Origin of the sequence: Streptomonospora nanhaiensis, from assembly GCF_026642255.1 — a bacterium.
GTDB classification, from domain to species: domain Bacteria; phylum Actinomycetota; class Actinomycetes; order Streptosporangiales; family Streptosporangiaceae; genus Nocardiopsis; species Nocardiopsis tropica.
This window is the reverse complement of the sequence record NZ_CP113264.1, coordinates 5,571,935-5,585,677: the sequence shown is the minus strand read 5'-3', so window position 1 is coordinate 5,585,677 and position 13,743 is coordinate 5,571,935. Positions and strand designations below refer to the sequence as shown.

The following is a 13,743-nucleotide window of genomic DNA, read 5'->3' as shown; positions in this document are numbered from 1 at the left end:
GCTTCCCCACAGATCCAATGGAGCGGTAAATGGACTCTTCGCGGAAGCCCGCCGACCTCGCCGACGTCCTCGGGACCTGGTCCCGGGGGGAGGGCCCCCTCTACCGGCGCCTCGCGGACTCCCTGCGCGATCTCGTGGCCCAGGGCACCCTGGCGCCGAACGAGCGCCTTCCCTCGGAGCGGGTCCTCGCCGCCGCGCTCAGGGTCAGCCGCACGACGGTGGTCTCCGCCTACGACTCCCTGCGCTCGGAGGGGCTGCTCGAGAGCAGGCAGGGCAGCGGCACACGGATCAGCGGCAGGGTCGCGCCCGTGCGCCCGGACGGCTGGAGCCGCACCGGCAGCGTCAACGCCATGTACCGCAACCTCTTCCAGAGCGACGAGGGGCTCATCTCGGCCGCCTGCCTCCACACCCCCGCCCTGGGCGGGGTGGAGGCGGCCATCCGCCGGGTCGTCGCCGAGGACCTGCCGTCGCTCATGGCCGAGAGCACGTACCACCCGCGCGGGCTGCCCGCGCTGCGCCGGGCCATCGCCGACCACTACTGCCGACTGGACCTGCCGACGACCCCGGACCAGATCGTGGTCACCACCGGCGCCCACCAGGCCGTCAACCTGGTCTCGCAGCTCTACCTCCGCGAGGGGTCGCCCGTGGTGGTGGAGGACCCCGGCTTCGCGGGCTGTCTGGACCTGATGGCGGACCGGGGCGCCGAGTTCCTGCCGGTGCCCCTGGACGACCAGGGCATCGACGGGGTGGGCGTGCGCCGGGCCGTGGCCGAGCACGCGCCCCACCTGATCTACGTCATGCCCTCGTACCACAACCCCACGGGCACGATGATGTCAGCGGCGCGCCGCCGGGAGCTGGGCGAACTGTCCGCCCGCCACGGGGTGCCGATCCTGGAGGACGCCGCCTACACCGGACTGCGCTCCCCCGACGAACCCGCCCCCCTGGCCGCGTACGCCCCGCGGGGGGCCGAGATCATCAGCGTCGACTCCCTGTCCAAGGTCTCCTGGGCGGGGCTCCGGGTGGGGTGGCTGCGGGCCCCGGCCGAGATGGCGCTGCGGCTCAGCCGCCGCAAGGTCCTCGCCGACCTCGCCGGCCCCCTCCTGGACCAGGCGGTGGCCGTGCGCCTGCTGGAGGACTACGCCGGCCTCGCCCACCAGCGCTCGGAGATGATGCGCGGGGCCCTCGACCACATGGAGGGGCTGCTCCGCGAGGCCCTGCCCGACTGGGAGTGGAGGCGCCCGGACGGGGGAGCCGCCCTGTGGGTGCGCCTGCCCGGCGCGGACTCCCGCGCCTACGCCCAGGTCGCGCTCTGCCACGACGTGGAGCTGGTGCCGGGCCCCACCATGTCGGCGTCCCCCGACGGCCGGCACGCGGAGTACTTCCGGCTGCCCGTGGCCTTCGACGCCAGTACCCGGGAGGAGCTGGTCTGGCGGCTCTCCCGGGCCTGGCGGGAGTTCCGTCGGCACGGCCCGGTGGCGAAGGACCCCGTGCGGCTCGTGGTCTGACCGCGGCGCGGCCCGGACGCACGCGGGGGCGGCACCACCGGTGTGGCGCCGCCCCCCGCACTGCCCGGGCCGCGCCGCGAAGGGCGGTCCGGGGCGTCTTCCGCGGATGCCCCGGCGGGACCCGGCGCTCGCGCCGGTCGCCGGCCCGGAACGGTCCGCGGAGGACGGTCTAGCCCAGCCGGACCTTGCGGGCGGCGTCGAAGCGCTCCTGGACGTCGGCCCAGTTGACCACGTTCCAGAACGCCTTGACGTACTCCGCCTTCACGTTCTTGTACTGGAGGTAGAAGGCGTGCTCCCACATGTCCAGCATCAGCAGCGGCTGGGTGGTGACCGGGCTGTTCGCCTGCTGGTCGTACAGCTGCTCGACGATCAGCCGCTGGCCCAGGGTGTCCCAGGCCAGGATCGCCCAGCCCGAGCCCTGGAGGCCGGAGGCCGCGGCGCCGAAGTGCGCGCGGAAGGCGTCGAACGAGCCGAACTGGTCGGCGATGGCCGCGCCCAGCTCGCCCTCGGGCTTGTCGCCGCCGTCGGCGGACAGGTTCTTCCAGAAGATGCTGTGGTTGACGTGGCCGCCCAGGTGGAACGCCAGGTTCTTCTCGTGCAGGTTCACGGTGGCGTAGTCACCGGACTCGCGAACCTCCGCCAGCTTCTCCAGAGCGGTGTTGGCACCGGTGACGTAGGCAGCGTGGTGCTTGTCGTGGTGCAGCTCCATGATCTGGCCGGAGATCCACGGCTCCAGGGCCGCGTAGTCGTAGGGCAGTTCGGGAAGCGTGTATGGCGCAGACATCTCTGACGCACCTTTCCAGGAACGGGGCTCGTCGTGTTCAGCAGCGATGGGATCGCCTAGGCAGCAAGCTATCAGCCGGACGGCAGGACACCGGGTGTCAGGCTCTTTACACCCCGGCCGGGGAATAAACCGCGCTCCGCGCCCCCGGCGCGACGCCGCCGAGCCGCGGCCCGCCGGCGCTGCCCGCGGCGGACCCTCCACCGCCCTTCCCCACGAGACTCGTCCGCAATCATCGCCTTCATGGTGAAAACGCCCGCCCGGTCCGACACGGCCGACGGAGAGGGGTTTCTCCTGGAGTTCCGGGCCTACGTCCGGGAGCCGCCACGAGTGTCGGCGGACCGTTGGCCGTGCGTTCTCCGGCCATTCACCGGAGGGGTGTCGAAATCGGCGATGATTCAGCGCCGAATTCGAGGGACCGAACCCGCTCCGCGCCTCGTTCGGTGAAAACCTTCCTATTCTTCGAGGCCGTTCACCACTCATGTCCGTCTCAGCGGCTGGGGCCCCCGCGCCCGCCACCACGAACCCACTCTCCCGAGAGCCGTCGGGCACGCGAAAGGGCGGCGGATTCCGCCCCGAGATCGAGGGACTGCGCGCCGTCGCGGTACTCCTCGTGGCCTTCTACCACGTCTGGTTCGGCCGGGTCTCCGGCGGTGTGGACGTGTTCCTGCTCCTCACGGGCTTCCTCATCACGGGGTCGCTGGTCAGGGCGCTGGAACGCGACGGCCGCATCGGGCTCGCCGCCTTCTGGGCCAAACTGGCCCGCAGACTCACCCCGGCGGCGGCCGTCGTGCTCGCCGCGACCCTCGCCGCCACCTGGCTGTGGCTGCCGAGCTCGCGGTGGACCGACGTGATCGCGCAGGTCAGAGCCGCCGCGCTCTACCACGAGAACTGGGCCCTGGCCCGGGCCGCGGTGGACTACCTCGCCCGGGAGGCCGCGGCCAGCCCGGTCCAGCACTTCTGGTCGCTGTCGATCCAGGGCCAGTTCTACCTGCTCTGGCCGCTCCTGCTGGGACTGACCGCCCTGGTCGCGGCCCGGCTCCGCGTACGGTCGGACCTGGCCTTCCCCGCGGTCGTGGGCCTGGTGTTCGCCGTGTCCCTGGCCTACTCGGTGCGGATCACCGGGACCGACCAGGCCTGGGCGTACTTCGACACCGGCGCCCGCCTGTGGGAGCCCGCACTGGGCGGGCTGCTCGCCCTCGTCGTCCACCGGATCGACCTGCCCGTGCGCCTGCGGGTCGTCCTGGGGTGGGCGGGCCTGCTCGCGCTCGTCTCCTGCGGGGTCCTCCTCCAGGTCTCCACGCTCTTCCCCGGCTACGTCGCCCTGTGGCCGACCGGCGCCGCGGTCATGGTGGTCCTGGCCGGTTCCGGGACCCGGTTCGGCGCCGACCGGCTGCTCACCTGGAAGCCGCTCATGGCCCTGGGCGCGCTCTCCTACCCCTTCTACCTCTGGCACTGGCCGGTCCTGGTCTGCTACCTGGCCGTGACGGACCGCTCCCTGGCGTCCCCCCTCGGCGGGGTGTTCGTGCTCGCGCTGTCCCTGCTCCTGGCCCTGGTCACCTCCAAGGCCGTCGAGGGCGGGGTCGAACGCCTGACCAGGGCGCCCGGGCGGCGCTCCCCGGCCTGGTCGCTGGGGGTGGCCGCGGCCCTGCTCGTCCCCGTGCTGGCCGCGACGGCACTGTGGTCGGGCCGGATCGAGGAGGAGCAGCAGGCCCGCGCGGAGGAGGTGCGCACACCCGCCTACTACCCCGGGGCCCGGCTGGCGGTCGACCCGTCCCTGCTGCTCCAGGAGATGCCGGTGCGCCCCGACCCCGCGGACGCGAGCCAGGACCTGTCCCCCCACCACGCCCGGGGCTGCCACGTGCCGCTCACGCAGAGCGAGGTCACGGTGTGCGACGCCGGACCGGCCGACGCCGAGCACACCCTGGCCCTGGTGGGCGCGTCCCGGGTCGCGCACTGGTACCCGTCGGTCCTGGAGGCGGCCGAGGACAACGGGTGGCGGCTGCTGTCCTTCACCAAGAGCGGCTGCCAGTTCGGCACGGGCCCCCACACCCGGGGCGGGGAGCCCTTTCCCGAGTGCGAGGCGTGGAACGCCGAGGCCATGGAGATCCTGGAACGGGAGCGGCCCGACGCCGTGTTCACCTCCTCCACCCGGGCCAGCCCGGCCGGGGAGCGGGTCCACGAGGGTTTCGTGGAGCGCTGGCGGCAGCTGGACGCGCTGGGCATCGACGTCATCGGCATGCGCGACCTGCCGCGGCGCGACACCGCGGGGGCCGAGTGCGTGGAGAGCCGTCCCCTGGAGGAGTGCGTGTCCCCGGCCGGCTACAGCCAGGCCGCCGCCGACCCGGCCGCGGCCGCGGACCTGCCCGGCAACGTCACGACCGTGGACCTCACCGAGTACGTGTGCCCGGAAGGGCGGTGCGAAGCCGTCATCGGGAACGTCCTGGTGTTCTGGGACCACTCCCACATGACCGCCACCTACTCCGCGACCCTCGCCCCGGTGATGGACGAGGCCCTGCGCGGCGCCACCGGATGGTGACCGCCCTTCCGGCGAGAAGGGTACAGATACGCAGAAATGAGTAAATGGTGATGGAAGGGTGAACAGAAGGAGAATTGAGCGTCCTGCGGGTTTCGATTCGACTCACGCGCATCTCGCCGTCGACGTGAAGGGCTAGTCTCGAAAACGCTTGATCCGTTTGTCGCTCCTCCTCCCGGAACAGCGTTCGGAACCGGCCGTTCCGTGTGGAGAAAGCCGATCGTCCCCCTCTGTGTCCCCCTCGGTTCACCCTTGCGGTGCCGGGCCGCCAACTCCCGTGGAGGTACCCGCCCATGCGGTCGCTTCGCAGACGTCTCCGTCCGATCCTGGCCGTCGGCGCGGTCGGCGGTGCCGCCGTCCTCGCCGTCCCCGTGGTCCTGGGGTTCCTCGGCCTGATCCGGTGGGTGGACGCGGCCGTCCTCGTGCTCCTCGGCGCGCTCGGCGGCGCGGTCGCGCTCATGGCCCTGGTCCTCCTCCTGCTGCGCCGCACCGTCAAGGGCCTGTCCGGTTCCGTGTCCACGGCGATGGACACCCACAGCCGCAGGGTCGCGGAGGCGCTGGGCCGCGACCGCCTGGAGGCCGCGCACTCGATGGACGGGGTCAAGGAGCGGCTCACGCACCTGCGGGACCACTCCCTCCCCAAGCTGGCCCGCGAGGTCACCCACGCGGTCACCGTGCAGGGGCGCAACGACTACGAGCAGCAGGTCGCCTGGACCGAGCTGCGCGAACACCTCGACACCCCGACGTTCATGCCGCCCCTGCGCGGCTGGGCGGCCTCGCCCGACGTCATGCGACTGCTCGTCCGCGACATCGACCGGCGCCGTCCCGGACTCGTGGTCGAGTGCGGCAGCGGATCGTCCAGCGTGTGGATCGGGTACGCGCTGCGGCGCGCGGGCGCGGGCCGCCTCGTGGCCATCGAGCACGACGCCCGCTACGCGGAGCTCAGCCGCGCCCTCGTGGCCTCGCACGGCCTGGAGGACGTGGTGGAGATCCGCACCGCCCCGCTCACCGGGTTCGAGCCCGGCGACGGGGAGGCCGGAGAGGGCCCGGACGGCGGCGCCCGCCGGTGGTACGACACCTCCGTCCTCGCCGACCTGGAGGACATCGGCCTGCTGTTCGTCGACGGACCGCCGGAGGCCACGGGCTCCCAGGCCCGCTACCCGGCCGTTCCCGTCCTGCTGCCGCGCTGCGCCGAGGACGCCGTGATCGTCCTGGACGACGCCTCCCGCCCCGACGAGCGGGCGCTGGGCGACCGCTGGCTCGCCGAGAACCCCGGTCTGCGCCGCACCGAGGAGGCGGCGGAGAAGGGCGCCCACGTGTTCACCCGCGCCTGAGCCCCGCCCCGGCACCAGACCCACGTCCCCCGAACCGAGGTCGCCAGATGATCACCCCCGCCCTCCGCGAGGCCCTGCGTGCCCGCGGGGACGAAACCGCCGTGCTGTGCCACACGGGCGCCGGCGCCCGGGCCGGACTGGCCGGCCTGCCCACGCGCCCCTCCGACCTCGTCCTCGACCTGGACGCCCACCCCCTGGGCGCGCCGTTGGACCTTCCGGGCGGGGAGCGGCCGGAGGCCGGCCTGGTCGCGGTCGTCGCGGCCACCACCACCGACCTGCGCCGCGCGCTGACCACGGCCGTGCACCTGCCCCGGGCCGCCCACGTCCTCGTGGCGCTCGTCGCGGTCCCCGGACACCAGGACCCGCCGCTGCCCGCCTCCCCGGGCATGGGGCAGTGGCGGGACCTGGAGGAGGTCCGGGTGCGCAGGGCCGACCGGCAGGGCTGGCTGTGCGAGCTGTTCTTCCCCAACGGGGTGGACACCGCCGAGGTCCTCGACGCGGTCCTGCACGGGACCCGGGGACGCCGCCGCGGCCTCGCGGTCGCCCCCCTGGCCGCGCTCTCCGGACCGGAGGGGGCCCTGTGGAGGCCGGGTGACACCGGCGCCACCGGGGTCCCCGCGACCGGGCCGGTCCCGCTGCGCCGCGTCACCCCCGTCGCCGACCTCGCCCTGCGGGTGACCGCCCGAGGCGGGCGCGCCGCCTGGGAGGACGCGGCCGTGCCCGCCCTGGACCGCGCCACCACCGGCGCGGACGCCTGGGCGGACCTGGCGGGCGAGGACGGCCACGCCCGCCTGCGCGAGGCGCGCTCGGCGGCCGGTCCGGACCCCGTGTCCGCGATCGCCCCCGTGGACGAGCTGTCCGTCAACCCCGTCGGCTTCACCAAGGCCGAGAAGGGCCCCCTCGGGGACCTCACCGCCCACGGCGACCGCGCGGTCGTCCGCGCCGGGGACAAGGTCCTGGTCGACGTCGCGCCGGACGGCACCGTCACCGACGTCGACCTGGCCCGCCTGCGCCACCTGCGCGGGGTCCGGGTGGCCTGGTCCGGGCACACCGGCCCCTCGGCGGCCGTGCGCGCCGTCGCCTCGCTGGCGGCCGGAGGGGTCCCCCTGCTCAGCGGGCCCGTGCCCGCGTGGGCGGCCGGGCTGGGCCGACCGCTCGGCGACCTCCTGGAGGGAGCCGCCGACGCCGACCTCACCGACCGGCTCCGGCGGGAGGAGCACAGCGTCCGGCTGCGCCGCGCCGCACTGCGCACCCACGGCCTGCGCACCCGCTGGAGGTCGCTGGCGGCCGAGGCGGGCGTGCCCGTCCCGCCCGCCCCCCGGATCTCGGTCATCCTGTGCACCCGCCGGCCCGAGATGGTCGGCTTCGCCCTCGCCCAGATCGCCCGGCAGCGCGGTGTGGACCTGGAGGTGGTCCTGACCCTGCACGGCTTCCCCGCCGACCTGCCGGGGGTGGCCGCCGCCGTCGCCGAGGCCGCCGCGACCGGCCTGCGGATCGTGGTGCACGAGGCCGACGCCGACCAGGTGTTCGGCTCGGTGCTCAACGACTCCGCCGCCCGCGCCTCGGGCGACCTGCTCGCCAAGTGGGACGACGACGACTGGTACGGACCCGACCACCTGGCCGACCTGGCCCTGGCCCGCGCCTACTCCGGCGCGGAGCTGGTCGGGACCGGCCAGGACTTCGTCTACCTCCAGGAGGTGGACGTCACCGTGTGGCGCAGCCGCGAGTCGGAGACGGCGACCAGGTTCATCGCCGGGGGCACCATCCTCACCGACCGGGTGGTGCTGGAGGAGACGGGCGGCTTCCGGCCGCTGCCCCGGGCGATCGACACCCAGCTCCTCCTCGCCGTCACCCGGGGCGGCGGCCGCATCCACCGCACCCACGGGCTGGGCTACGTGCTGCGCCGCACGGGTGGCGGACACACCTGGTCCGAGGACATGGCCTACTTCCTGCACAACTACGCCCGGCAGTGGGCCGGATGGCGGCCCAGCTCCCTTCTGGAGGGCGAGCCCGCGGAGTTCGGCCGGTCCATCACCGAGAACACAGGGGGACAGCGTTGACCACCACAGAGACCGGACACGAACCCGCCACCGCGGCCGCGGCCACCCGCGTGCCACCGCGGTGGGGGGCCGACTTCACACGGCAGCCCCGAGTCCTGCGCAACGACCACGGCGTCCTCGTGCCGCCGGTTCTGGGGGGGTGGGAGCCGACGCTGTCGGTGTCGGTGGTGGTTCCGGCGCACGGTCATCCGGAGAAGTTGGCGATGGTGCTGGCGTCGTTGTCGGCGCAGAGTTATCCGTCGCGTCTGATGGAGGTGGTCGTGGTGGACGACGGTTCTCCGGAGCCGTTGGAGCTGCCGCGGGTGCGTCCGGAGAACACGCGGCTGCTGGTGTCGGCTCCGGGCGGGTGGGGGTCGGGGCACGCCTTCAACACCGGTGTGGCCGCCTCGTCCGGCCAGGTGATCCTCAGACTCGACGCCGACATGCTGGTGTACCGGGAGCACGTCGAGTCGCAGATGCGGTGGCACCACCTCCTCGACTACGGGGTCGCGATGGGCCACAAGCTGTTCGTGGACTTCGACCCGGAGGCGCTGAGCCCGGAGTACGTGGCCGAGCAGGTGCGGGCGGGGCGGGCGGCCGACCTGTTCGACCGGGAGACCGCCGACACGCACTGGGTCGAGCGCCTGATCAACAAGCACGACCGGCTGCGCACCGCCGACCGCCTCTCGTACAAGGTGTTCATCGGGGCCACGGGTTCGCTGCACCGCACCCTGTTCGAGGCGGCGGGCGGGATGGACGCCGACCTGATCCTGGGCGGCGACAGCGAGTTCGCCTACCGGGTGTCGCAGCAGGGCGCCGTGTTCGTACCCGACCTGGACACCAGCAGCTGGCATCTGGGCCGCTCCCAGATGCAGACCCGCCGCGACGCGGGCACCCGCTACCGCATGCCCTTCGTGGCCAACCGGGTCCCGGACTTCCACCTGCGTCGCAAGCGGCCGGACCGGCAGTGGGAGGTGCCCTTCGCGGACGTCCTCCTGGACGTCGGGGCGCACACGCTGGAGGACGTCGACACCACCGTCTCGGCCCTGCTCGACGGCACGACGCCGGACGTGCGGCTGTGGCTGCGCGGTCCGTGGGGCGTGTTGGACGAGGGACGCCGGTCCCCGCTGGACGACGAGCGGCTGGACCTGCGCCTGGTGCGGGAGACCTTCCGGGGAGACCCCCGGGTGCGCTTCACCGAGGGAGACCCGGAGGAGGACCCGCGGGTGCCCTTCCGCCTCCACGTCCCCGTGGGCGCCGCCCCCACGCCCACGATGGTGGCGGACCTGGTGCGGACCGTGAACGACAAGAAGGCCGGCCTGCTCTGCGCGCCCCTGCCGGGCGCCACGCGGGCGGGGGACGGGGTGCTGCGCCTGGAGCGCACGTCCGCGTTCGCCCGCGCCCGCCACCTGGAGCCCGGAGCGACCGGCGGCGACCTCGACCGGGTGGTCGAGGAGGTCCACACCACCCACTGGATGCCGGGGGAGCCGTTCGTCGTACGGGAGACGGCGGAGGAGGAGGCCGGGGCGTCCGACGCCGAGGCCGACGCGCTGCGCCGCAAGCTCGCGGAGGCCCGCGCCGAGGTCGAGCGCCAGACGGCCCGGGCCAAGCGCGCGGAGCGCAAGCTCCGCTGGTCCAAGCCGGGGACGGTGGAGAGGGTGCTGCGCAGGTTCGCGCGCTGACGCCGGGGCGGCCCGCGGGGCCGGGAGCCAATCGATCACGACACGCGGTCATGTTTGCACCCAGAGTGATCATATTGGTTAGTCTGGGACGCAGTGACCGACACGCGTCCGACGGGCTCCCGCCCCGCGCACCCAACTCACCGAGGTCGCCCGATGATCACCTCCGCCATCAGCCAGGCCCTGCGCACACGCGGTGACGAGCGCGCCGTACTGTGCCGGATCGGAGCCGGGGGCGGTGTCCTCGACGAACTCGCCTCCCTGCGGTTGCGGCCCGACGACCTCCTCCTCGACCTGGGGACCCACCCGGTGGGGGAGCTGGTGCTCCCCGGAGGAGGGACCGGCGGGGACGGGGGCCGGCCCGCGGTCGGCCTGGTCGCCGTCGTCGCCGCCAGCCTCACCGACCTGCGCAGGGCCGTGACCCTCGCCGCACACCTGCCCCGGGCCGTCCACCTCCTCGTGGCCGTGGCGCACATCCCCGGCCACCACGGGGGCCTGGCCCCCTCACCGCCCGGCATCGAGGAGTGGAACGACCTTCACGAGCTGCGGGTGCGCAGGGCGGAGAAGGGCGGATGGGTGTGCGAGCTCTTCTTCCCCAGCGGGACCGACGTCGCGCCGGCGCTCGCAGCGGTCTTCCACGGCGGGCGGGGACGCCGGAGGGGCCCCGGGAGCGGGATCCGGGCCGGGCTCCACGGACCGCAGGCACACCTGTGGAGCCCGGGCGACCCGGAGGCCACGCCGGTCGGTCCGGTGGGGCCGGTTCCGCTGATCCGGGTCACACCCGCCGCCGACCTGGTCCTGCGCACGGAGGAGGGCGCCTCCCTGCCGCTGTGGGAGGACGTGGCCGTCCCCGCGCTGGACCGCTCCACCACCGGGGCGGACTCGTGGGAGTCCCGGGTCGACACCGACGGCCCGGCCGCGGCGCTCAGGGTCCGGGGCCCCGACCCGGTGAGCGCCGTCGCCCCGATCGACGAGCGCCTCGTCAACCCCATGGGTTTCAACAAGAGGACCAAGGGCCCCGTTGCGGACCTGACCGTCGACGGATCGCGCGCCGTCATCCGCACCGACGGGGACGTCCTGGTGACCGTGCCCGCCGACGGCGGCCTCACCGACGTCGACCTGGACCGGATCCGCGACCTGCGCGTCGTCCGGGTGGACTGGTCCGGGCACGCCGGGCCGGCGGCGGCGGTGAGGGCGGTCGCCTCCCTCGCCGCGGGCGGGGTCCCGCTGGTGAGCGGCCCCGTGCCCGCGTGGGCCGCCGGACTCGGACAGCCCCTCACCGACCTCCTCACCTCCGCCGAGGAGGAGGACATGCTCGACGGCCTGGCGCGGGAGGAGCACAGCATCCGGCTGCGCCGCGCCGCGCTGCGCGCCCACGGGCGGCGGACCAGGTGGCGCGCGCTGGCCGAGGAGGCGGGCATCCCCGTCGTCCCGGACCCGCTGGTCTCCGTGGTCCTGTGCACCCGGCGCCCCGACCTGGTGGGGTTCGCCCTCGCCCAGGTGGCCCGGCAGCGCCACGTCAGGTTCGAGGTGGTCCTCGCCCTGCACGGGTTCTCCGCCTCCCTGCCCCCGGTGGAGGAGGCCGTACGCGGGTTCTCCGCCCTCGGCCACGCCATCACCGTGCACGAGGCGGACGGGGACAAGGTCTTCGGCGCGGTGATGAACGAGGCGGTGGACCGGGCCTCCGGCACGGTCGTCGCCAAGTGGGACGACGACGACTGGTACGGCCCCGAACACCTCTCCGACCTGATGCTGTCCAGGGCCTACTCCGGGGCCGACGTCGTGGGCATCAGCCAGAACTTCACCTACCTCCAGGAGCTCGACCTGACCGTGTGGCGCAGCTACCGGTCGGAGTTCCCCAACGCCCAGGTGGTCGGCAGCACGATCCTCACCGACCGCGTGGTGCTGGAGGACGTCGGGGGCTTCCGCCCGCTGCCCCGGGCGATCGACAGCCAGTTCCTGCTCGCCGTACGGCAGGCCGGCGGCCGCATCTACCGCACCCACGGTCTCGGATACCTCCTGCGCAGGGCGGGAGCCGGACACACGTGGGAGGTGGACCTGGGCTACTTCCTGCGCAACCACACCAAGCAGTGGTCGGGCTGGCGGCCCAACTCCCTCATGGAGGGGGAAGCGGAGCCGCTCGGCCGGGCCGCCCCGCACACCGAGCACTCGGGGGGACAAAGTTGACCACCTCAGACAGCGCCTCCAGCAAGGAGGTACCCGCCGGGCGCGGCGCCGGCGGGCCGGAGGGCCAGGGGACGGCGCCGACCGACCCGGCGCCCGCGGCGCAGCCCAGGCTGTACCGCAACGACTACTCACCGCTCGTGCCGCCGGTTCTGGGGGGGTGGGAGCCGACGCTGTCGGTGTCGGTGGTGGTTCCGGCGCACGGTCATCCGGAGAAGTTGGCGATGGTGCTGGCGTCGTTGTCGGCGCAGAGTTATCCGTCGCGTCTGATGGAGGTGGTCGTGGTGGACGACGGTTCTCCGGAGCCGTTGGAGCTGCCGCGGGTGCGTCCGGAGAACACGCGGCTGCTGGTGTCGGCTCCGGGCGGATGGGGGTCGGGGCACGCCTTCAACACCGGCGCCGCGGCGTCCGAGGGCGCGGTCGTGCTGCGCCTGGACTCGGACATGCTGGTGTACCGGGAGCACGTCGAGTCGCAGATGCGGTGGCACCACCTCCTCGACTACGCCGTGGTTCTGGGGCACAAGCTGTTCGTGGACTTCGACCCGGAGGCGCTGGATCCGGAGTACGTGGCCGAGCAGGTGCGGGCGGGGCGGGCGGCCGACCTGTTCGACCGGGAGACCGCCGACACGCACTGGATCGAGGAGGTCGTCGAGCGCACCGACGGCCTGCGCACGGCGCACCACGGGGCCTTCAAGGTGTTCGTCGGGGCCACGGGTTCGCTGCACCGCACCCTGTTCGAGGCGGCGGGCGGGATGGACGCCGACCTGATCCTGGGCGGCGACAGCGAACTGGGGCACCGCCTGGCCCAGCGGGGCGCCGTGTTCGTCCCCGACCCGGACACCAGCAGCTGGCACCTGGGCCGCTCCCAGATGCAGCAGGAGAAGGAGAGGGGCACGCGGTACCGGGGGCCCTACGTCTCCAACCGGGTCCCGGACTTCCACCTGCGCAACAAGCGCCCCGACCGGCAGTGGGAGGTGCCCCGGGTCGACATCGTCCTCGACGTGGCCGAGGCCACCCTGGAGGAGGCGGACACCACCGCCTCCGGCCTGTTGCGGGGCACGACGCCGGACGTGCGGCTGTGGCTGCGCGGTCCGTGGGGCGTGTTGGACGAGGGGCGGCACTCCCCGCTGGACGACGAGCGGCTGGACCTGCGCCTGGTGCGGGAGACCTTCCGGGGAGACCCCCGGGTGCGCTTCACCGAGGGAGACCCGGAGGAGGACCCGCGGGTGCCCTTCCGCCTCCACGTCCCCGCCGGGGCGGAACCGCGCGACAACGCCGTCGCGAACCTGGTGGCGCTGCTGGACCGGCGGGGCGACGGCCTGTTCTGCGCGCCCCTGCCAGGCGCCACGCGGGCGGGGGACGGGGTGCTGCGCCTGGAGCGCACGTCCGCGTTCGCCCGCGCCCGCCACCTGGAGCCCGAGGCGGAGCCGAAGGAGCTGGACCAGCTGGTCGAGGAGCTGTTCGGCGTCCAGTGGGCGTCCGCGCAGGCCTTTGTGGTGGCGGACGGGGCCGGTCCCGCGGACGAGGAGCGGGCGGAGGACTCCGCCGAGGCGCTCCGCCACCAGCTGAACCAGGCGCGCGCCGAGGCGCAGAGGCTCCGCAGGCGCGCGGAGCGGGCCGAGCGCAAACTGCGCTGGTTCACCCCCGGCCTGGGGCGCCGCATCCTGCGCAGGATCGCCCGCTGA

The 13,743-nt window shown here is 74.1% G+C and carries 8 protein-coding genes; 7 read left to right on the top strand and 1 reads right to left on the bottom strand.

Going from position 1 to position 13,743, the window contains the following annotated elements:
• Nucleotides 1-29 precede the first annotated feature (29 nt).
• Nucleotides 30-1,505, top strand: coding sequence for a PLP-dependent aminotransferase family protein (locus OUQ99_RS24115; RefSeq protein WP_267946069.1), 1,476 nt, complete (start codon nucleotides 30-32; stop codon nucleotides 1,503-1,505).
• A gap of 169 nt (nucleotides 1,506-1,674) precedes the next feature.
• Here the strand turns inward: OUQ99_RS24115 and OUQ99_RS24110 are convergent, their stop codons facing one another.
• A complete protein-coding gene (locus OUQ99_RS24110; protein ID WP_267946068.1) occupies nucleotides 1,675-2,289 on the bottom strand; it encodes a superoxide dismutase in 615 nt (204 codons plus the stop codon).
• A 478-nt stretch (nucleotides 2,290-2,767) separates the two neighbouring features.
• On the opposite strand from OUQ99_RS24110, the gene OUQ99_RS24105 reads away from it, so the two are divergent.
• The 6 genes from OUQ99_RS24105 (at nucleotide 2,768) to OUQ99_RS24080 (ending at nucleotide 13,743) form a co-directional block, all read left to right on the top strand.
• Nucleotides 2,768-4,825, top strand: a complete 2,058-nt coding sequence (locus tag OUQ99_RS24105; protein ID WP_267946067.1) for an acyltransferase family protein — start codon at nucleotides 2,768-2,770, stop codon at nucleotides 4,823-4,825.
• Nucleotides 4,826-5,115: 290 nt separating this feature from the next.
• Nucleotides 5,116-6,156: a class I SAM-dependent methyltransferase gene (locus OUQ99_RS24100; RefSeq protein ID WP_267946066.1), complete on the top strand. Its 1,041-nt coding sequence runs from the start codon at nucleotides 5,116-5,118 to the stop codon at nucleotides 6,154-6,156.
• A gap of 47 nt (nucleotides 6,157-6,203) precedes the next feature.
• Nucleotides 6,204-8,216 carry a glycosyl transferase family 2 gene (locus OUQ99_RS24095; protein WP_267946065.1) on the top strand — a complete coding sequence of 671 codons (2,013 nt, stop codon included), beginning with the start codon at nucleotides 6,204-6,206 and terminating at the stop codon, nucleotides 8,214-8,216.
• Nucleotides 8,213-9,877 carry a glycosyltransferase gene (locus tag OUQ99_RS24090; RefSeq protein ID WP_431061442.1) on the top strand — a complete coding sequence of 555 codons (1,665 nt, stop codon included), beginning with the start codon at nucleotides 8,213-8,215 and terminating at the stop codon, nucleotides 9,875-9,877. Before OUQ99_RS24095 ends, OUQ99_RS24090 begins: the two co-directional genes overlap by 4 nt.
• Nucleotides 9,878-10,030: 153 nt before the next feature.
• Nucleotides 10,031-12,061 (top strand): glycosyltransferase, encoded by a 2,031-nt coding sequence (locus OUQ99_RS24085; RefSeq protein ID WP_267946064.1) that lies wholly within the window; start codon nucleotides 10,031-10,033, stop codon nucleotides 12,059-12,061.
• Nucleotides 12,058-13,743, top strand: a complete 1,686-nt coding sequence (locus OUQ99_RS24080; RefSeq protein WP_267946063.1) for a glycosyltransferase — start codon at nucleotides 12,058-12,060, stop codon at nucleotides 13,741-13,743. Before OUQ99_RS24085 ends, OUQ99_RS24080 begins: the two co-directional genes overlap by 4 nt.

What these genes read in the sequence shown, in the direction of transcription:
- OUQ99_RS24115 (WP_267946069.1), top strand. Translation starts at nt 30, where the DNA reads ATGGACTCTTCGCGGAAGCCCGCCGACCTCGCCGACGTCCTCGGGACC.
- OUQ99_RS24110 (WP_267946068.1), bottom strand. Translation starts at nt 2,289, where the DNA reads ATGTCTGCGCCATACACGCTTCCCGAACTGCCCTACGACTACGCGGCC.
- OUQ99_RS24105 (WP_267946067.1), top strand. Translation starts at nt 2,768, where the DNA reads ATGTCCGTCTCAGCGGCTGGGGCCCCCGCGCCCGCCACCACGAACCCA.
- OUQ99_RS24100 (WP_267946066.1), top strand. Translation starts at nt 5,116, where the DNA reads ATGCGGTCGCTTCGCAGACGTCTCCGTCCGATCCTGGCCGTCGGCGCG.
- OUQ99_RS24095 (WP_267946065.1), top strand. Translation starts at nt 6,204, where the DNA reads ATGATCACCCCCGCCCTCCGCGAGGCCCTGCGTGCCCGCGGGGACGAA.
- OUQ99_RS24085 (WP_267946064.1), top strand. Translation starts at nt 10,031, where the DNA reads ATGATCACCTCCGCCATCAGCCAGGCCCTGCGCACACGCGGTGACGAG.